This window comes from Sphingopyxis sp. MG (genome assembly GCF_002953155.1).
Classification (GTDB): Bacteria; Pseudomonadota; Alphaproteobacteria; order Sphingomonadales; family Sphingomonadaceae; genus Sphingopyxis; species Sphingopyxis granuli.
The window spans coordinates 2986309-3005159 of sequence record NZ_CP026381.1; the positions used below are offsets into that span (position 1 = coordinate 2986309).

Consider the following 18851-nt stretch of genomic DNA (forward strand, 5'->3'; position numbering starts at 1 on the left):
CGGGGGCACGGGCACCAGGCCCGCGCACCCCCTTCTATCACGCCGGACGCCCGCCGGGCCGTCCGGCATCTGCCCTTGTCCGCCCTGCCGCTGTCATTGCCTGACGAAAGAAACGAACCATGCCTCTTCTCGAAGCCCGCAAGACCTACAAGCCCTTCGAATATCCTTGGGCCTATGATTTCTGGAAGCGCCAGCAGCAGATTCACTGGGTGCCGGAGGAAGTGCCGCTGGGCGAGGATTGCCGCGACTGGGCGCAGAAGATCAGCGATCACGAACGCAATCTGCTGACGCAGATCTTCCGCTTCTTCACCCAGGCCGACATCGAGGTGCAGGACTGCTACCACGAAAAATACGGCCGCGTGTTCAAGCCGACCGAGATCAAGATGATGCTGACCGCGTTCAGCAACATGGAAACCGTCCATATCGCGGCCTATTCGCATCTGCTCGACACGGTCGGCATGCCCGAAAGCGAATATGGCATGTTCCTCGAATATGAGGAGATGCGCGCCAAGCACGACTATATGGGCACCTTCGGCGTCGACAATGACGAGGATATCGCGCGTACGCTTGCGATGTTCGGCGGCTTCACCGAGGGGCTTCAACTCTTCGCCAGCTTCGCGATGCTGATGAACTTCCCGCGCTTCAACAAGATGAAGGGAATGGGTCAGATCATCAGCTGGTCGATCCGCGACGAGAGCCTGCATTGCGAAGGCATCACGCGCCTGTTCCACGCCTTCGCCAAGGAACGCGACTGCCTGACCAAGGCGGTGAAGGAGGACATCATCGACTGCTGCCAGAAGACGGTGCGGCTTGAGGATGCGTTTATCGACCTGGCGTTCGAGCAGGGACCGGTCCCCGGCATGACGCCCAAGGAGATCAAGCGCTATATCCGCTACATCGCCGACTGGCGCCTCGGGCAGCTCGGCTTCCAGCCGATCTACATGATCGAGGAGCATCCCCTCCCCTGGCTCGCGCCGCTGCTCAACGGCGTCGAGCACGCCAACTTCTTCGAAACCCGCGCCACCGAATATTCGAAGGCGGCGACGCGCGGCGACTGGAACAGCGTGTGGGACAGCTTCGACAACCGCAAGAAGGCGAAGGCGAACGACGACGCGCCGGTCGACGAAGCCGAAGGCGACGGCGAGGACATGTTCGCCAAGGCGGGCATCGCGGCGGAATAACCCGTCCTCACCCCCTCCTGCTTGCGGGGAGGGACGGCGAGACTTATGGGCTCCGTCCCATCGATCACAGTAGCGGGGCGGGCATCCGATGTCCGCCCCGGACGCTTAGGAACGAGAAGTCAGAGACGACAGAATGACCGAAAAGAAGAAACTCAAACTCCTGATCCTCAGCCAGCCCCAGCGCGCGACGCTCGAGGGTCTCTCCAACCGCCGCCCCCAACTCGCCGTCGATCCCATCCGCGACGAGCTCGTCGCGCTGGGCCTCGTCGCGCAGCAGGGCGCCAGATGGGCGCTGACCCCGACGGGCAAGAAGGTGCTGGCGGCAAACTCCAACCGGCGGAACAAGGGCGGATTTTCGGTTTAAGGCGGCTATTCCGGTCGCTCCGGGTTCCCCCGGACGATCCTGCAACGGGGAATCGCCCCCGAATGCCGCGGCATCAATGCACCGACACCGAACCGCCGGGGCTTCGCATGCGGCCCACCGCGAACATCACGCCGCCGCGCACCGCTTCCGGCGAGTCTTCGAGCAGGTAGAGCTTGACCAGTTCGCGCGTCACTTCGCTGTCATCGTCGACGACCAGCCGCAGCGACGCGATGCCGAGATCGTTGCGTTCGATCACCACGTCGCGAATCAGCGCGAGCGGCCACGCGGCGTCGGTGCCGCGATAGAGCTGCGCGCCGTCATGGACGATCCAGGCATCGCGGCGGCGCCACGCGCGGAAGAAGCCGACGAAGCCGAAGATCGCCGCCGCAAGGGCCGCGGTCACCACCAGATTGCCGAACAGCAGGTTCAACGCGATCTCCGTCACGTTCGCGCCACGTGCCTGCCGCGCGATCAGGCCAGCCGCCGCCAGCGCGCACAGCAATTGCCCCGCCAGCAGCGGCTTCGCCCTCAATCGGCCGATCACGATCATCCTGGAACCCCGGTGCGTCATCGCCCGGTCCATAGCATCGCCGCCGCACCGCGCCAGCCCGCGCGCAACCGTCGCGGCGCCACGCTACTCCGCTCTCCCTCCACGACGGGTTGCGGGCGACCGCTTTGCCCGACTCGGCGCGCGCATGCTACGCTGGTCCGGAAAAGGAGAAATGCCATGCAGGTCGTGACCGAAGGCGATCGCCGCAAGGAGGTCCGCGCGCTCCTCTATCAGATTCAGGCGCATCCCGAGCGCGACTGGACCGCGGCGCGCCGGCGCATCGCCACGTTGAACCGGCTGATCGCGCCGCGGCCCGCGTCCCAACACTGACGCCTCGCGCCGAAGTCGGAAGCCCGCTGCAAGAGCGAATCGGAAAGCCGATGGTCTGCGACGATCATTCCGCTGCCACCGGCCGCGTTCGTCGCAACCTCGCGGCGTCTCGACGCTTTTCGCCATCCTTCCAGATTCAGCATAAGCGTGTGTAAGAAATAGGTAATTTCCAATAGCCGCGTCTGATCAGGCAGTCGGCGCGACTTGGCGCCATGCAACAGCGCCGCCGATCCTTCGTTTTACCCGCATCCGTCCCTTCGCGGACTCCCCTATCCGATGGAGAATGATGATGCGCAAGACGATGATGATATTCGCCGCGGGCACCGCGCTGCTTGCGGTCCCCGCGTTCGCCCAGCTCGATGTTGGCGGCACGCTCGGCGCGCAGGTCGATCCGGGCGCGACGGTCGGCAACACGGTCGACCGGGTAACGCAGCCGGTCGGCGATACGGTCGACCGCGTCGACGGCACGGTGAACAGAACTGCCGATGCGACCAAGCTGACCCTCGCGACGCGTGAAGAGGTGCGCGCCGGCGTTCAGATCACCGATACCAAGGGCAAGAGCATCGGCACGGTGCAAAGCATCGATGGCGACAATGCGGTGGTGGTCGATGGCGGCAAGCTTTACAACGTGCCGCTTTCCTCGCTCTACCGGCAGGCTGACGGCGCGGCGGGCACGCTGGTGACCAAGCTGCCGAAGGCCGGCCTCGAGGCGCGCGGCAGCGCCGAGGGCGAGACGAACGCCGACGCAACGACGCGCTGAAGTCAGTAAAAAAGCCCCAGCCGCTGCGATCCGCGTGGCGACCGGGCGCGTATCGAACGGAGCCGGTCTGCGTGTCGGCTCCGTTTTTCGATGTGCAATCGATCAATCGCCCGAGCGGAATGAGCTAATCTCGGCTTTCGCCAAAAGGAAATGGCCCGCCCCGGGGCGTCGGGACGGGCCAGTTTCGGTGCCGGGGTGCCGGATTGCACCCCCGGCCCTCTGGTTATCCGATCATTCCTCGAACAGATCGACCGCGTTCGCGGCGTTCGCCGACAGGCGAACCGTGTCGCCATCGACCGAAGCGACAAGACCAGCCGGCAGATAATGATGCCGGCCGTCGCCGCTGTCGGCGCGGGTCAGCTTGATCCGCTCGCCGTCGAGATGATCGACGGTACCGATATGGACGCCGTCGGCGCCGATGACATGCATATGTTCCTTGATCGCGCTATGGTCGTGATCGGCCATGGTCTGTCTCCTTGCCGCGCCGCCGTCCATTCCGCGGCGACGATGGAGGTGATACGCGCAAGGCCCGCTTCGGCTCCGCCCGCTCCGACGAACCGCCCGAAAGCTGCGGTCGCGCAGCGCCTCGCGATAGGATGGGGTCTGTCAGGGCGCGCCGCGCGGTTCGTCGTCTTCGATACCGCCCGGCCCCAGTTCGGCCTCTTCGTCATCGTCGCTGCGCTCGCCGCGATAGGCATCCATGTCGATCCGGCCCGATCGCTCCATCTGGCGCATATGATCGATCAGATCCTCGGCATCGTCGCGTTCGTCGCGCGCCTTCGTCTTCCGGCTGTCTTCGAGCGGACGGGCGCGCCGCGCGGCCTCGGCGACAGTCTGGGCCTGCGCTTCCTCGTCCTGCTGTTCGCGGTTCCGCGCCTCGGGCGCTTCATTCTCGTCGTTGCGGGGTTCGTCGACCATGACCGGCTCCATCGCTGGGGGATGACCGGGAAACGCCCGAAACGCCGCGGCCGTTCCGTCAGGCGGCGGCCGTCAACAGCTTGTTCTCGATGATACGGACGAAAACCTCGGGATCCTGCGCGCCGGGAATCAGCATACGGCCGCCGAGGATGAAGGCCGGCACGCCGGTGATATTGTTATCGGCCCAATACGCCTCTTCGGCGCGGACCTCCTCGGCATAGGCATCGCCCGCGAGGATCGTGGCGGCGCGCGCGGGATCGAGGCCCGCCGATGCCGCGACATCGGCCAGCACCTGCGGGTCGCCGACGTCGCGATTGTCGGTGAAATGGGCGCGGAAGAGCGCGAGCTTCAGCGCGGTCTGGACCCCGGTCGCCGTCCCCGCCGGTTCGGCCGCTTCGCATCCAGCCGCCCAGGCGAGCAGCCGGTGGGCGTCGAAGCTGTTGCGCATGCGGAACGCGGGCCCGCGATTGAAGACGAAGCGCAGTTCGGCGGCCGCGGTGGCGAGCCTTTCGCTGTTCGCGCGGCTTTGTTCGGCGCTGATGCCATATTTGCGCATCACGTGGCTCGCCGCGTCCTCGCCCTCGGGCGGCATGTCGGGGTTGAGCTCGAACGGGTGCCAGCGGACGCGAAAGGCCAGCCGCCCCGCGAAATGCGCCATCGCCTGCTCGAAACGGAGCCAGCCGATGATGCACCAGGGGCACATCACGTCGGACACGATGTCGACGTCGAGGCGCGGGATTGCCGTGTCGGTCACGATTGTCCTCCTGCGCACCGCCGTGCGTGTTGACCGGATTCAGGAAGGTGAACGGCGATCCTTGCCCGAACGGCGATCGTCACCGCTGCGTCGCTCCGGCCCTTTGTAATTCGGGTCGTCCGCTACCCTCCGGTCACCCGAGCGCCGATCCGCCCGGTCCCTCTTGTCCTGATCTCGCGACATGGTCTTCCTTTCCCACGCGAAAAGGGAAAAGCTGCTGCGACCCGCGAAACATTATTCACATTATCGCCGAAAAGACAATCGGCGGAATATCGAAGGCCCGGATCAGCCGCCCTCCGGCATGGCGCCGTCCGCCGCCAGGGCTGAGCGCGACAGGGTCCACCAGGCCCCGATCATCAGAGCGGTGGACAGCGCTTCGATGATCATCGCCTGGACGATACCGCCATTGACCACATCGCCGCTCGCGGCGCCGATCAGGCGGCCGAGAAGCGCGGTGCCATAGAGCGCCGCGGGGACCAGCAGCGCGCGAAGCCAGCCTGGCACGAGCGCCCCGACCGCCGCCCCGCCGGCCGCGACCAGGAAAAAGGCCGACATGTCGGCGCGCACCGTGTTCGCGGCGGCGCCATCGATGCCGATGCCGAACTGTTCGACATAGGTGGCGGGATCGAGCACGCCCCGCACGCCCAATATGGCGAACAGCAGCGCCCAGAGCAGGACGGCACCGCGCAATACCCAGTTGATCATCGCTCTTCTCCCTTGTTGACCGCAGGCTGCGGCATCGCCGGGAAAAGTGCAATCCCATCCTTGCGCGCCGCGACGGCGCGCCGCGCTTCGGATCAGGCGGCGTCGGCCGCGAAGCTTTCCTCGATCCACCCGCCGCCGAGCACCCGGCTCGCATCGCCGGCGTCATAGAGCACCGCCGCCTGCCCCGGCGCGACGCCATATTCGGGCGCCGCGAACAACAGCCGGTCGCCCACCATGCGCGCCGGCACCGGCTTCGCCATGCTGCGGACCTTTGCCAGCACATCGCGCCCTTCGACATCGGCGAGCCAGTTCGCCTCGCCGAGCCGCGCGCCCGATACCGCGAGCGCCCGCCGCGGGCCGACGACGACGCGCTTCGTTTCTGCCTCCAGCCGCACGACATAGAGCGGCTCGGCCTGCCCGCCGATGTCGATCCCGCGGCGCTGGCCGACCGTGTAGTGGATCAGGCCCTTGTGCGCGCCGAGCAGGGTGCCGTCGACATGGACGATCTCTCCCCGGTCGTCGGCTTCGGGCCGCAGCTTGCGCACGAGCCCCGCATAGTCGCCGTCGGGGACGAAACAGATGTCCTGGCTGTCGGGCTTGGCCGCAACGCCGAGGCCGAGCTCGCGCGCGATCTCGCGCACCGTGCTCTTTTCCAGCCCGCCGAGCGGGAAGCGCAGGAAATTGAGCTGCTCCTGCGTCGTCGCGAAGAGGAAATAGCTCTGGTCGCGCGCTGGATCGAGCGCGCGGTGCAATTCCGCGCCGGCGGCCCCCATCACGCGCCGCACATAATGGCCGGTCGCCAGACAATCGGCGCCCAGATCGCGCGCGAGCTGGAACAGATCGGTGAACTTGACCCCCATGTTGCAGCGCACGCAGGGAATCGGGGTGCGCCCGGCGAGATATTCGTCGGCGAACTGGTCGATCACGGTGTCGCGAAAGCGGCTTTCATGGTCGTGGACATGATGCGCGAAACCCAGCCGGTCGGCGACGGCGCGCGCGTCGCGGATGTCCTGGCCCGCGCAGCAGGCACCGACGCGCTTCGCCTTCGCGCCATGCTCGTAAAGCTGGAGCGTCACCCCGATTACCTCGGCGCCCGAGCGCGCGGCGAGCGCCGCGACCACGCTCGAATCGACGCCGCCCGACATGGCGACGACGATTCGCCGGGCCTTCAGCGGTTCGGCGAGCTGGAAATCGCCGAGTCGGTCGGGGGTAAGCAGCGCTGCCATGATGGCCGCCATCTAGGGACGATAGCGGCGAGATGCCAGTATTTCCGGGACGTCTGTCAAAATATTGACGGAGATTAAGCTTCGCTAACAAGCTCTGAAATGAGCATTTACGCGGCCTTAGGCGGTTGCCGCTAGACGGGTGGCATGAACCTTGTGCCGTCCGATCTTCCGCCCTTCGCCGGTGCGGCCCGCCTGTCGAAGCCCGGCTTCGACATATTGCTGGCGGTGTCGAGCGCGCGGCAGGCGGCGTTGCCGACGGTGCGGATGATGCGCGAGCGCGCACACGGCGAAGCGCATGCGGTGCGGGTGGGCGCCGTCCGCGACCTGTTGGGGGGCAGGCGCGGCGACATGCAGGACGCGGCGGCACGGCCCGCGCGCTTCTTCGACCTGTCGCCCGAAACGCAGGATTTGACCGAAACCGTGAACGGTCCGTTTACCAGAGGGTTTCAGCCGATGTTGAGCCCCGCCTTTCTAGACCCGCGAATGTCGGTTGAACCGATCCCCCCCGTTGCAGACATTATGGAATGAGCATGATCGAGAATCAGAAAATCCGCCCGGCCCAGGTCATCGGCCCCCTCGGGGAACCGCTGACGCTGGACACGCTGCCGCCGCCGAACACCACGCGCTGGGTCGTCCGACGCAAGGCAGAGGTCGTCGCCGCGGTCAATGGCGGGCTGCTGACGGTCGACGAAGCGTGCGAGCGCTATAGCCTGAGCCTCGAGGAATTCGCCAGCTGGCAGCGCTCGATCGACCGCAGCGGCATGGCCGGCCTGCGCGTCACGCGCATCCAGCACTACCGCGACCTCTATGAGCGCCAGCAACGCTTCTGACCGCGGGCATCGCTGGACGAAAGGGGGCGCCTTCGGGCGCCTTCTTTTTGCCCCGCACCCCGCCCCAGCGGCGGCGGGATCAAGAAAGAATCGCCTTGCTTCCGATATTTGGCGATTTTCCTGCAACCGATGCGTTCATCCCGCGTTAAGCCCCCGAGTCAAACTTGGAGAGAACTCGATATGCGCAAGATTGTGATCACCCTCGCCGCCGCGTCGGCCCTCGCGCTGGGCGCTTGCCAGAGCCCGCAGGCCGACAAGGTCGAGGATCAGGCCGAAGCCCAGGCGGACGCCATCGACGCCCAGGCCGACGCCATGCCCGAAGGCCCCGCCAAGGAAGCCACCGAGGACAAGGCCGACGCGGTTGAAGCAGCCGGCGAAGCCAAGGCCGACGCGATCGACAACGGAACCGTCGCGCCCCCCCCGGCGACCGTGCCGCCCGTCGACGAGAAGAAATAAGGCGAACGGCTCGCCCAAGGCAAACAAGGGCGCCGGAGGCTTGGCCTCCGGCGCCCCTTGTCATGAGCGTGACCGCAGGGAAGACCGCCCGGTCGAAGCCGGTCAGTCTTCGTCCTTGTAGATCGCAACCTTGCGCTCGCCGGTGCTGCTCGCCTTGCCGCGATACATGCCCGGCGTGTTGAACGACCAGTCGGCGGTGCCGCCGGGCCCGGTGACGATCACGCCGCCGGTGCCGCCCATCGCCTCCAGTTCGACCATGACCGCATCGGCCGCCTGCCTGGGCGTCTCACCCTTCATCCGGATGCGCGCGCAGATTTCGTGCGCCGCGCCGACGCGGATGAAATATTCCCCCGCGCCGGTCGCCGACACCGCGCAGGCGCGATCGTCGGCGTAGGTGCCGGCGCCGATCACCGGCGCGTCGCCGATGCGGCCCCAGCGCTTGCCGGTGAGGCCGCCGGTGGAGGTCGCCGCGGCGACATGCCCCTCGACGTCGACGGCGACGGCGCCCACGGTGCCATATTTGCGATCGACGTCATAGGAACCGAGCTGCTTCGCCTTCATCCGTTCGAGCTGCCGGCGGCGCTCGGGCGTCGCGAACCATTCCGGATCGACCTGCTGCAGGCCCTGCTCGACCGCGAAGCCGTCGGCTCCCGCACCGCTCAGGAAGACATGCGGGCTCTTTTCCATCACCGCGCGCGCCAGGCTGACCGGATGGCGCGTCCGCGTCACGCCCGTCACCGCGCCCGCCGCCCGGGTGCGGCCGTCCATGATCGCGGCGTCGAGTTCGTTGCGCCCCTCCCAGGTGAAGACCGCGCCGCGGCCCGCGTTGAAATGCGGATCGTCCTCGAGCACCTTGATCGCCGCCTCGACCGCATCGAGCGAACTGCCCTTGGCCGCGAGCACCGCACTTCCCGCATCGATTGCCCGATCGAGCGCAGCGCGAATCTCCTTGTCCTGCTCAGGCGTCAGGCGATCGCGTTCGATCGTGCCGGCACCGCCGTGGATCACGATGGTCCAGCCCGGCGGGGCCGAGGCCTGCGATGGCGACTGAGTCCCGGCAGCCGGCGCGGCGACCAGGGAAAGAGCGCCGAGAAGGAACAGAAAACGCATGCGGAACTCCCCTGTTGCGGTGGACGATCTTCGGACCGGGCGCGCCGTCAGGCGAACAGCCGGTCGGGACGGATATGATGCGGCTCGACGCCATGCTCCGAAAGCAGCCCCGGCCACGGCAGGCCGAACAGCAGCGCCTCCGCCGCCATCGCCATCGCCGGCGACGTCTGGAGACCGTAGCCGCCCTGCCCCGCCAGCCAGAAGAAGCCGGGTGCGTCGGGGGCGAAACCCGCCGTCGGCACCTTGTCGGCGACGAAACTGCGAAGTCCGGCCCATTTGAGCGCGATCCGGCCCACCGACAGCGTTGTCGCCTCTTCGATGCGCCAGGCGGCGAGCGCCATCTCATAATCTTCAGGCTGAACGTCGCACGGCGGCGACGGCGTGACGTCCATCGGCGACACGAGCAGGCGCCCGGCGTCGGGCAGCATGTAGAAGCCGTCGTCCTGAACCGTCTTGAGGAACGGCCAGTCCGCGATCGGGATGCCTTCAGGCGGGTCGAACCCGATGATCGTGCGCCGCAGCGGCGTCAGGCCGAGCGGCCGGACCCCCGCGAGCACCGCCAGTTCGTCGGCCCAGGCGCCCGCCGCGTTGACCACCGTCTTCGCGGCATAGCTTCCTTCGGCGGTGTCGACGATCCACTCGGTGCCGTCGTGCGCGATCCCCGTCACGCCGGCGTTGAAGCGGATCTCACCCCCCGCCGCCCGCAGCGCGCGCGCATTGGCCTGGAGCAGCAGGTCGGCGTCAAGCTTTCGCCCGCCGGTATCGAGGACGCCCGCCACCGCGCCCTCGCCTCCGACCTTCAGTACCGGCACGATCGCCTGCATCTCGTCCGGGCCGACCCGGGCGATGCTGTCCGTGAAGCGGCGCATCTCCGTTTCGAGCGCGACCAGCTCGTCCATGTGCTGCGGCGTAGCGATGAACAGCGCCGCCTTTTCCTGCCACAGCGGCACGTCCGAATAGCCGGGCGGCGGATCGGCGAAGAAGAAGCGGCTGGCCGCGGTCAGGCCGCGCACCACATCGTCGCCGATCCCGAAATGATAGAAGGTCGCGCTGCGTCCCGACGAATGATAGCCGAGCGCGCTTTCCCGCTCGAGCAGCACGGTCGGCGCATGCCTTGCGAACAGCGCGGCGGCGGATACGCCCGCGATCCCGCCCCCGATCACCACGATCTCCACGCGCTTCAACGGCTGCTCCTTTTCGTTTCATGCCGGTCGTCCGTCGGCGGGCGGTGGCGCGCGACCAGCGCCCTGACCGCTGCAATGTCGAGCGCCTCGCCGCGCGCCGCCGGCGCTTCCGCCGTCGCCTGCCGCTCGACCGTCGTCGCCATCAGCAGCGAATTGTAGATCGCCTCTTCGGCGGCTTCGGCAGCGGCGACGAACAGCGGCGAGACGGCATCGTTGGACAATTCGGGATAGGCCGCGACCCCGGCGCGCCGCGCGGGCGTGCGGCGCACCTCGGCGGCGGTCGAGAAGGCGATGGCATAATCGCCCGAGCCGTTGGAAAAGGCCGATCCGGTTCGCGCCAGCCCGGCGATCGCGCGGTGCGCGAGACGGGTCAGGTTGCGGTCGCCGAGCGGCGCGTCGGTCGCGACGACCAGGATGATCGAGCCATCCGCCGCCGTCCGCTCACCATGCTCCTTCAGATAATAGCGCCCCAGCGCCCGGCCGACCGGCAGGCCGTCCATGACCAGCGTGCCGCCATAGTTTGTCTGGACGAGGACGCCGACGCGATAGCCGCCCAGCGCCGGCGGCAGGACCCGCGAGCTCGTTCCGATCCCGCCCTTCCAGCCGAACGCCATGGTACCGGTGCCCGCGCCGACGCTGCCTTCGGCGACCGGCCCCGACCGCGCGCCTTCGATCGCCGCGACAACGTCGGCGCGGGTGATCGCCCGCTTGCGGATAGCGTTGAGATGGCCGTCGTTGGTTTCGCCCGCCACGGCGTTGACCGACCGCACCGATTCATTCCCCGGCTGGCGCAGCGTCCAGTCGACGATGCCGTCGATCGCCTGCGCGACGTTCAGCGTGTTGGTGAGGACGATCGGCGTCTCGACCTCCCCCAGTTCGGCGACCTGCGTCGTGCCCGCGAATTTTCCGAAGCCGTTCGCGACGACGACGCCCGCCGGCACCTTGTCCTGAAACAGATTGCCGCCGTGCGGCAGGATGGCGGTCACGCCCGTGCGGACGTCGGCGCCTTCGATCCGTGTCACCTGTCCGACGCGAATGTCGCCTACGTCGGTAATGGCATTGAGCGGCCCCGGCGCGAACAGGCCGGGCGCGATGCCGATGTCGCGCGCCCGAACGCGCTCCGCGGCGGCGGGAGCCGGCTTTTCCGCATCATGCGCCCACGATCGACCCAGATCCCCGAAGGCTGCGTAAAGCAGCCCAAGACCGACGAAAGCGGAAAGGCTGCGGGAAACGGAAGATGGACGCAAGGATCGGCTCCGCGGCGGGACAGGAAATTCTGCCTATACGTCCGCGGTCCCATTGGCAAAAGGGATTGCGGACCGCAGATCCCTCCGCGCGGCGGATCGCAGAGATTTATTAGCTTTTCGGTCGTATCCGCGCGGAAGGGGGGCATCGCTTGCGGCACGCGCGTTTCGACAGGATGGGAAGCGGAAATGCGCGCCCCGCGCGGCGCCGGCCGGCGCGCGCGATCGATCTCGCCCGCGAGATGGACGCGGTCCGGCTGGCGGCGGAATGGGAACGGCTCGAACCGCTCGGATGCTGGCCGACGCAGACGCGGGATTTCGCGGCAGCGCTCGCTCCGCTCCTGTCCGGCCAACATCAAAAACTGCTCGGCGTCCGCAACGGCGTCACGATCACCGCGCTGCTGCCGCTGTGCCGGGACCGGCGCTATCTCGCCCGCTGGCGGATGGCCGGCGCCATCGAATTGTTCGAGCCCGGCGACCTGCTCTGTGCCGACCCGACGGCGGGCGATCCGATCGCCGCCGCGATCCGTGCGGCACATCACCCGCTATCGCTCGACCGCATTTCCCGGGACTCGCCCCTCGTACCCGCGTTGCGGCGGGCGATGCGGGGCCGCGGCTGGGTATCGGTCCGCCCCGCCATGCCATGCCCGATGATTCCGCTCGGCGAATCGTGGCGCGATCCCGAAAGCCGGTTCAACGCCGGCCGCCGGTCCGATTTTCGGCGCGCGGCGCGGCGCGCCGAAGCGATCGGCCCCGTGACGTTCGAGACGCTGGCCCCGGGCCCGGCAGACTTCGACGCGCTGTTCGACGAAGCGATCGGTGTCGAGCTGCGAAGCTGGAAGCGCGAGGCCGGCAGCGCGCTGGCGGTCGACCGGCGGCGCGAGACCTTCTTTCGCCGCTTCTTCCGTTCGGCCGCGGCGCGCGGCACCTTTCGGCTGTCATTCATGCGCATCGGCGGGGAGGCGGTGGCGATGCAGCTGGCGCTGCTCTGGGCGGGGCGATACTGGCTGTTCAAGATCGGGCACGACGATCGTTTCGGCAAATGCTCGCCCGGAACCCTGCTGATGCTGCACACGCTGCGCTGGGCGGCCGAGCAGGGGCTCGAAAGCTATGAACTGCTTGGCGAGACAGAGGCGTGGATCACACGCTTCTGGACGCAGGAGCAACGCGATTGTGTCCGCGTGCGAACCTATCCCTTCACGCCGCCCGGCCTTGTCGCGCTGCTTGCCGACGGCCTGTTCTGGCTGCGGCATCGACTGGGTAGAGCCGCGCGGTGAAGGAGTCGGCCGCCTGGCGTTGGCTGCGCGACCAGCGTTACGCGCTGCCGCGCCGCGCGGCGCGATGGTTGCGGACGCCCGACCCCGCTGATGCCGCCGCGCTATGCGCGCGACTGCGGCGGCGGGAGTTCGCGGCGACCGTCGGCTATTTCCAGGACGACGGCGACAACCCGGATACGATCGTCGCCGCCTACCGCGCCGTCGCTGCACGGCTTATCGGCACCGGCGCCTATCTGTCGATCAAGGCGCCGCCGCTCGGCTTCTGTCCCGCGCGCCTGCGCGCGCTCGCCAACGCGGGCGCGACAGCGGGAATGCCGCTCATGCTCGACGCCCACGGCCCCGCCGACGCCGAGGCGACGATTGCGGCAACCGAGCAGCTGCTCGCCGACTTTCCGGGGACCGGCTGCGTGCTTCCCGCGCGCTGGCGGCGCAGCTCCGCCGATGCTGTACGCCTTCGCGAAACGACGGCGCGCATCCGGGTCGTCAAGGGCGAGTGGCCCGATCCCGATGCGGACCCCGCCGATACCGACGCGGCCTATCTGGCGCTGGTGTCGGAACTCGCCGGCCGCACTGCGCCGGTCGCCATCGCAACGCACAAGCCGGCGCTCGCCGCGCAGGCGCTCGACAGGCTGATCGCCGCCGGGACGCCCGTCGAACTCGAACAGTTGCGCGGGCTTCCGCGGGCGCGAACGGTCGCCATTGCGCGGCAGCGCGGCGTGCCCGTGCGCCTTTATATCCCGTTCGGCCCCGGCTGGTGGCCCTATGCGATCGGCAAGGCGCTCGCGCGCCCGTGGCTGCCACTGTGGATGCTGCGCGACATGCTGGGGCTGCGCGATCCGACTCCAAGCAAAATGGGGCAGCCCGATTAGGGCCGCCCCAGTTGTGTCCGCCGGGGAGAGGGAGAGGGCGGACCGGAGAATGGTGTCTGGCTTGGGATGATGTCAGCGCGAAGCAACCTGACTGTCGCCCTGCGCTTCGGCCACGCCCGCGATCTTCAGCGCGGTGCGATACTGCTTGGCGGCGGCGCGTTCGTTGCCCGCTTCGCACAGCTTGTTGCCTGCGGCTACGAAGCGCTTCGCGCTGGCCTGCTTGCCGCTCTGGACGGTGTCGGCGGCGCCGCGCGCCTGCTCGGCGAGCGCGGTGCAGCGATAGTCGCCGCTCTGGGGCTGGGCGTGCGCCGGCGCGGTCGAGGCGATCAGGCCGGTGAAGGCAAGCGCCGAAGCCGCGACGATCGCGAAGGCGGAGGGAAAGCGGTTGAAAGAGGAGAGCCGATTGGTCATGGGAGAGATCCTTTCGTTTCGTTGTGCAACTTATCTAGCCGCGCTTGCGCCAATAGATAATCCTCTATAATCTGCAAGTGCTTTGAAGCAGGATTTAACAATCCCTCAGGGGGCGCTCGACGGGATCGAGGCTTTTCTGCGCGTGGCGGAACGGCGAAGCTTCTCCGCCGCCGCCGCGGACCTCGGTGTTTCGCCCTCGGCGATCAGCCAGACGGTGAAGGCGCTGGAAGCGCGGGTCGGTGCCCCGCTGTTCATGCGCACGACGCGCAGCGTCGGTCTGACTCAGGCGGGCGAAATGTTCCTCGAACGCGCCGCGCCGGCCTATGCGGGGCTGACCGACGCCTACGAAGCGGCGCGCAATCTGGGCAACCGGCCGGCGGGACGGCTGCGCATCAACCTGATGCGCGGCGCGGTGCAGCCGCTGTTCGAGCCGATCATCGCTGGCTTCTGCGAAGCCTATCCCGACATCGAGCTGGAGATTTACGCCGACGATGGGCTGGCGGACCTCAGCGCCGGCGGCTTCGATGCGGGCGTCCGGATGGGCGAAACGCTCGACGCCGACGTGATCGCGGTGCGCCTCACCGGTCCCTTCCGCTTCGTCGCGGCGGCTGCGCCGGCCTATCTCGACCGCCATGGGCGCCCCGAAACGCCGGAGGATTTGCGCGACCATCGCTGCATCCGCTTTCGCTATGCGACGGGCGGTCTGATGCCATGGACCTTCGAACGGGGAAATCGCGAATATGAGGTGCCGGTGACGGGGCCGGTGATCGTCAACGACTGGATCGCGGCGATGGTCGCGATGCGGGCGGGGGTGGCGATGGGGATGCTGGCCGAACCCGTCGCAAAGACGATGGTTGCGAGCGGCGATCTGGAACTGGTGCTGACCGACCATGCGAGTTCGACATCGGGGCTGTTCCTCTATTATCCCAGCCGCAAGCAGGTGATGCCGAAGCTGCGCGCGTTCATCGACCATGTGCGCGAATATCTTCCCGACCAGGTGAACGGCTGATGCCGCACCGGGGCCGTCTCGGCTGGGCGCGGAAACCCTTCCCTTCAACGGCAGCAGAAAAACTGTACTGGCGTTCGCCGTAGAATCGCGGCAGCACCTTCTCAACGAAAACAGTTGGGATGAAATCATGCTTGAACTTTCGGCGCTCGATCCGTCGGCGCTCCTGCCCTTCATTCTGATCGGTTTCGCCGCGCAACTCGTCGACGGCGCGCTCGGCATGGCATTCGGGGTCATCTGCAACACGCTGCTCGTCGCGGTGATGGGCGTGCCCCCGGCCACCGCGTCGGCGCGCGTCCATGTCGTCGAGGTGTTCACGACCGGCGTGTCGGGCATCAGCCACCTGATCCACCGCAACATCGAATGGGGGCTTTTCTTCCGCCTGCTCGTTCCCGGGATCATCGGCGGCGTGACCGGCGCCTATCTGCTGTCGTCGATCGACGGCGCGGTGGTCAAGCCGATGGTGCTGACCTATCTGATCCTGGTCGGCGTCTGGCTGCTCGTCCGCGGCCTCCTGTATCCGCCGAAGATCCGCAAGCCCAAGGTGATCGCACCGCTCGGCCTCGTCGGCGGCTTCCTCGACGCGGCGGGCGGCGGCGGCTGGGGACCGGTCGTCACCTCGAACCTGCTCGTCCAGGGCGCCGAGCCGCGCAAGGTCGTCGGCACGGTGAACAGCGTCGAATTCTTCCTGACCCTCGCGGTATCGGCCACCTTCATCTGGCACCTCGGCCTCGCCGACATCGCGGGCGCGACGCTCGGCCTGCTGATCGGCGGGGTGATCGCGGCACCGATGGGCGCCTTCATGGCCAAGCGCTTCTCGCCCAAGCTGATGCTGATCCTCGTCGGCGTCGTCCTGACGCTGACCAGCGCCTTCGGCCTGTGGCGAGCGCTGCTATGACCGGAGGGGCTGTTTGGCGCTAGTTCGCCGGCCGCGTCTCGTCGATCTTGTCGACCCATTCGGGATAGAAGCTGGGTTCGCGCGCCGACCAGCCCGGCGCGGTGGCCGCCGATTCGCCGATCGACTGAAGCAGCGCCTTGCGCTTGTCGGGATGGAGGTGCGGCAACGCCGCCGCGGCGCAGAAGGCACCGGGCAGCCAGGGCCGCGCATGCGCGCCCAGCAATCGTTCGTACAGGAAGCGATAGGCCCGGAAACTCGGCAGGCGATCCTGCCCGAGGTCGAAGGCCGACACCGCGACCAGCGGCGCCATGAAACCCTCCAGCGCGTCGAGCCCGCTGTCCTCCGGAATATGCGCACGGATCGCGCCAAGCCGCCCATAGACCTTCGCCTGCACGCGGATCGCCGCTTCCTCGACCTGATCGCGCGACCAGCGCGCAACCGCGTCGTCGCGCTCCAGCCCGATGTCGAGCGAGCGGCGGATATAGCGCTGGGTGCCCGGAAGGAAGGCGGCGAATTCCCTGATCTCCGCGAGCGACAGATCGCCGGCTGCCGGTCCTGAACGCGTGGCCATGGTCGTGCTCCCGCTCAGCGCCCGGGGAGCCATCCCCCCGGAGGCCTGCACCGCGCACCATGCCACCCCGATAGTTAGCAGTCGGTTAACCATGATGTCGGCGATCGTTCAGCCTGTTGCGACGGGCGTTGCGCGCCGCGATGCCGCGGCCTAATCAACAGGCTGTCCCCGAACAACAAAAGACACGCAGGTCATCCATGTCGCACCCACAGCAGCCGGTCCTGTCCGCCACCGGCCTCTTCACCCCCGCCGAACGCATCAGCAACGAAGAACTGGTGGCCAGCTTCAACCGATATGTCGCCCTCTACAATCGCGACAATGCGGCGGCGATCGCAGCGGGCGAAATCCCGGCGCTGACCGAATCGAGCGTCGAGTTCATCGAAAAGGCCAGCGGCATCGGGTCGCGCCACGTCGTCGACAAGGCGGGCATTCTCGACCCCGCGCACATGGCGCCGCGGCTGCGCGAGCGCGGCAACGACGAAGTGTCGATCCTTGCGGAGATCGGCGTCGCGGCGGCGAAGGACGCGCTTGCCCGCGCGGGGCGCGACGCCGCCGATGTCGATGCGGTGCTGTGCGCGGCGTCGAACATGCAGCGCCCCTATCCCGCGATGGCGATCGAGATTCAGCAGGCGCTCGGCATCGACGGCTTCGCCTTCGACATGAACGTCGCCTGCTCGTCGGCGACCTTCGGCATCCAGACCGCCGCCGACTATGTCCGGGCGGGCCATGCGAAAAGCGTGCTGGTCGTGAACCCCGAAATCTGTTCGGGGCACCTCAACTGGCGCGATCGCGACAGCCACTTCATCTTCGGCGACGTCGCGACCGCGATCCTGATCGAGGACAAGGGACTGGCGCCCGCGGGGCACTGGGACATCCTCGGCACGAAGTTGAAGACGGTCTTCTCGAACAATATCCGCAACAATTTCGGCTTCCTCAACCGTGCCCACGGCGGCATCGACCAGTCGGGACCGAGGACCGACAAGCTGTTCGTCCAGGAAGGCCGCAAGGTATTCAAGGAAGTCGTCCCGATGGTCGCGGCGATGATCGTCGAGGAAATGGCGAAGCTGGGGCTCGAAGGCGCCGACATGCGCCGACTGTGGCTGCATCAGGCAAACACCAACATGAACCGGCTGATCGCGCAGCGGGTGCTGGGCCACGAAGCGAGCGACGACGAAAGCCCGACCGTCCTCGACACCTATGGCAACACGTCGAGCGCGGGGTCGATCATCGCCTTTCACCTGCATCACGACGATATGCAGGCGGGCGACACCGGCCTCATCTGCTCGTTCGGCGCCGGCTATTCGGCGGGCACGGTGTTCGTCAGGAAGACCTGACCGGCAATCCCGCCGCCGCCAGCCGGGCATGCGCATCGGTGATCGTCGCCTCGCCGAAGTGGAAGATGCTCGCGGCCAGCACCGCGCTCGCGCCGCCCTCGATCACTCCGGCGACGAGATGGTCGAGGTTGCCGACCCCGCCGCTCGCGATCACCGGCACCGAAACCGCATCGGCGATCGCGCGGGTGAGCGCGAGGTCATAGCCGTCCTTCGTGCCGTCGCGATCCATGCTGGTGACGAGCAGTTCGCCCGCCCCCAGTCCGGCGAGCCGCACCGCATGCGCGACGGCGTCGATCCCGGTCGCCCGCCGCCCGCCGTGGGTGAAGATTTCCCATCGCCCCGCATCGACCTGCCGCGCGTCGATGCTGCCCACCGCGCACTGGCTGCCGAAGCGGTCGGCGATGTCGGCGACCAGTTCGGGACGCACCACCGCGGCGCTGTTCACCGCGACCTTGTCGGCGCCCGCGAGCAGCAGCGCGCGCGCATCCTCAGCGCTGCGCACCCCGCCGCCGACGGTCAGCGGCATGAAGCAGACCTCCGCAGTGCGGGCGACCATGTCAAGCAGGGTGCCGCGCCCCTGATGACTGGCCGAAATGTCGAGGAAGCACAGTTCGTCGGCGCCTGCCGCGTCATAGGCCCGCGCCGCCTCGACCGGATCGCCGGCGTCGCGCAGGTTGACGAAATTGACCCCCTTGACGACGCGGCCGTCGGCGACGTCGAGACAGGGAATGACGCGGACGCGGACGGTCATGGCGCCAACCTTGAAAATCCGTTCGTAGGTCTGTGGGGATTCGGGTTTCTGCGCAGTTTCTCCCTTTCGTCACCCTGAACTTGTTTCAGGGTCCATGGTCTGCCCTCGAATGAAAGGCAGCA

24 protein-coding genes are annotated in these 18851 nt (G+C 67.7%); 12 read left to right on the plus strand and 12 right to left on the minus strand.

Going from position 1 to position 18851, the window contains the following annotated elements; translation table 11 throughout:
• The first annotated feature begins 119 nt into the window (after positions 1-119).
• Positions 120-1181 (plus strand): ribonucleotide-diphosphate reductase subunit beta, encoded by a 1062-nt coding sequence (locus C3E99_RS13680; protein ID WP_067106120.1) that lies wholly within the window; start codon positions 120-122, stop codon positions 1179-1181.
• A 133-nt stretch (positions 1182-1314) separates the two neighbouring features.
• A complete protein-coding gene (locus C3E99_RS13685) occupies positions 1315-1545 on the plus strand; it encodes a hypothetical protein (RefSeq protein WP_076076938.1) in 231 nt (76 codons plus the stop codon).
• A gap of 73 nt (positions 1546-1618) precedes the next feature.
• On the opposite strand, the gene C3E99_RS13690 is transcribed toward C3E99_RS13685, so the two are convergent.
• Positions 1619-2095, minus strand: coding sequence for a hypothetical protein (locus tag C3E99_RS13690; RefSeq protein ID WP_234002480.1), 477 nt, complete (start codon positions 2093-2095; stop codon positions 1619-1621).
• A gap of 177 nt (positions 2096-2272) precedes the next feature.
• Here C3E99_RS13690 and C3E99_RS19990 point away from each other — a divergent pair, with 177 nt between their 5' ends.
• Entirely contained in the window at positions 2273-2425 is a 153-nt protein-coding gene (locus C3E99_RS19990) for a hypothetical protein (protein WP_199775017.1), read from the plus strand.
• A 283-nt stretch (positions 2426-2708) separates the two neighbouring features.
• Positions 2709-3185 (plus strand): hypothetical protein, encoded by a 477-nt coding sequence (locus C3E99_RS13695; protein WP_104959960.1) that lies wholly within the window; start codon positions 2709-2711, stop codon positions 3183-3185.
• A 231-nt stretch (positions 3186-3416) separates the two neighbouring features.
• Here the strand turns inward: C3E99_RS13695 and C3E99_RS13700 are convergent, their stop codons facing one another.
• The 5 genes from C3E99_RS13700 to mnmA form a co-directional block, all read right to left on the minus strand.
• Positions 3417-3650 (minus strand): DUF2171 domain-containing protein, encoded by a 234-nt coding sequence (locus C3E99_RS13700; RefSeq protein ID WP_067106114.1) that lies wholly within the window; start codon positions 3648-3650, stop codon positions 3417-3419.
• 141 nt (positions 3651-3791) lie between these two features.
• Complete coding sequence (locus C3E99_RS13705) at positions 3792-4103, minus strand: hypothetical protein (RefSeq protein WP_076078138.1); 312 nt, start codon at positions 4101-4103, stop codon at positions 3792-3794.
• 58 nt (positions 4104-4161) lie between these two features.
• Positions 4162-4857: a DsbA family oxidoreductase gene (locus C3E99_RS13710; protein ID WP_234002481.1), complete on the minus strand. Its 696-nt coding sequence runs from the start codon at positions 4855-4857 to the stop codon at positions 4162-4164.
• Positions 4858-5142: 285 nt separating this feature from the next.
• A complete protein-coding gene (locus C3E99_RS13715; RefSeq protein WP_104959961.1) occupies positions 5143-5562 on the minus strand; it encodes a hypothetical protein in 420 nt (139 codons plus the stop codon).
• 92 nt (positions 5563-5654) lie between these two features.
• Complete coding sequence (gene mnmA, locus C3E99_RS13720; protein WP_076078143.1) at positions 5655-6788, minus strand: tRNA 2-thiouridine(34) synthase MnmA; 1134 nt, start codon at positions 6786-6788, stop codon at positions 5655-5657.
• Positions 6789-6932: 144 nt separating this feature from the next.
• On the opposite strand from mnmA, the gene C3E99_RS13725 reads away from it, so the two are divergent.
• The 3 genes from C3E99_RS13725 (at position 6933) to C3E99_RS13735 (ending at position 8074) form a co-directional block, all read left to right on the plus strand.
• The gene (locus tag C3E99_RS13725; protein WP_076076944.1) at positions 6933-7316 is read left to right on the plus strand and encodes a hypothetical protein; all 384 of its coding nucleotides are present in this window, start codon (positions 6933-6935) and stop codon (positions 7314-7316) included.
• A gap of 2 nt (positions 7317-7318) precedes the next feature.
• A complete protein-coding gene (sciP, locus tag C3E99_RS13730; RefSeq protein ID WP_067106105.1) occupies positions 7319-7618 on the plus strand; it encodes a CtrA inhibitor SciP in 300 nt (99 codons plus the stop codon).
• Between the two features lie 180 nt (positions 7619-7798).
• A complete protein-coding gene (locus tag C3E99_RS13735; protein WP_067106103.1) occupies positions 7799-8074 on the plus strand; it encodes a hypothetical protein in 276 nt (91 codons plus the stop codon).
• A gap of 102 nt (positions 8075-8176) precedes the next feature.
• On the opposite strand, the gene C3E99_RS13740 is transcribed toward C3E99_RS13735, so the two are convergent.
• From C3E99_RS13740 to C3E99_RS13750, 3 genes are read right to left on the minus strand one after another with little or no spacing between them, the layout of a single operon-like run.
• Positions 8177-9184, minus strand: coding sequence for an isoaspartyl peptidase/L-asparaginase family protein (locus C3E99_RS13740; protein ID WP_083675156.1), 1008 nt, complete (start codon positions 9182-9184; stop codon positions 8177-8179).
• Between the two features lie 47 nt (positions 9185-9231).
• Positions 9232-10359: an NAD(P)/FAD-dependent oxidoreductase gene (locus C3E99_RS13745; RefSeq protein ID WP_234002681.1), complete on the minus strand. Its 1128-nt coding sequence runs from the start codon at positions 10357-10359 to the stop codon at positions 9232-9234.
• A 5-nt stretch (positions 10360-10364) separates the two neighbouring features.
• Positions 10365-11615 (minus strand): DmpA family aminopeptidase, encoded by a 1251-nt coding sequence (locus C3E99_RS13750; protein ID WP_324787676.1) that lies wholly within the window; start codon positions 11613-11615, stop codon positions 10365-10367.
• A gap of 149 nt (positions 11616-11764) precedes the next feature.
• Here C3E99_RS13750 and C3E99_RS13755 point away from each other — a divergent pair, with 149 nt between their 5' ends.
• Both C3E99_RS13755 and C3E99_RS13760 read left to right on the plus strand, forming a co-directional pair.
• On the plus strand, positions 11765-12889 hold the full coding sequence (locus C3E99_RS13755; protein WP_234002482.1) for a GNAT family N-acetyltransferase: 1125 nt from the start codon (positions 11765-11767) through the stop codon (positions 12887-12889).
• Positions 12886-13758, plus strand: a complete 873-nt coding sequence (locus C3E99_RS13760; protein WP_076076949.1) for a proline dehydrogenase family protein — start codon at positions 12886-12888, stop codon at positions 13756-13758. Before C3E99_RS13755 ends, C3E99_RS13760 begins: the two co-directional genes overlap by 4 nt.
• 72 nt (positions 13759-13830) lie before the next feature.
• Here C3E99_RS13760 and C3E99_RS13765 read toward each other — a convergent pair whose 3' ends face one another.
• Complete coding sequence (locus C3E99_RS13765) at positions 13831-14169, minus strand: hypothetical protein (RefSeq protein ID WP_067106095.1); 339 nt, start codon at positions 14167-14169, stop codon at positions 13831-13833.
• Between the two features lie 82 nt (positions 14170-14251).
• Between C3E99_RS13765 and C3E99_RS13770 the strand changes: the two genes are divergently transcribed.
• On the plus strand, positions 14252-15178 hold the full coding sequence (locus C3E99_RS13770) for a LysR family transcriptional regulator (RefSeq protein WP_076076952.1): 927 nt from the start codon (positions 14252-14254) through the stop codon (positions 15176-15178).
• Positions 15179-15305: 127 nt separating this feature from the next.
• Positions 15306-16073 carry a sulfite exporter TauE/SafE family protein gene (locus C3E99_RS13775; protein ID WP_076076955.1) on the plus strand — a complete coding sequence of 256 codons (768 nt, stop codon included), beginning with the start codon at positions 15306-15308 and terminating at the stop codon, positions 16071-16073.
• Positions 16074-16092: 19 nt separating this feature from the next.
• Here C3E99_RS13775 and C3E99_RS13780 read toward each other — a convergent pair whose 3' ends face one another.
• Positions 16093-16644, minus strand: a complete 552-nt coding sequence (locus tag C3E99_RS13780) for a hypothetical protein (protein ID WP_076076957.1) — start codon at positions 16642-16644, stop codon at positions 16093-16095.
• Between the two features lie 197 nt (positions 16645-16841).
• Here C3E99_RS13780 and C3E99_RS13785 point away from each other — a divergent pair, with 197 nt between their 5' ends.
• Positions 16842-17978 carry a beta-ketoacyl-ACP synthase III gene (locus C3E99_RS13785; protein ID WP_076076960.1) on the plus strand — a complete coding sequence of 379 codons (1137 nt, stop codon included), beginning with the start codon at positions 16842-16844 and terminating at the stop codon, positions 17976-17978.
• On the opposite strand, the gene hisF is transcribed toward C3E99_RS13785, so the two are convergent.
• A complete protein-coding gene (hisF, locus tag C3E99_RS13790; RefSeq protein ID WP_104959962.1) occupies positions 17965-18729 on the minus strand; it encodes an imidazole glycerol phosphate synthase subunit HisF in 765 nt (254 codons plus the stop codon). The two genes, C3E99_RS13785 and hisF, sit on opposite strands and share 14 nt — an antisense overlap.
• Positions 18730-18851 lie beyond the last annotated feature (122 nt).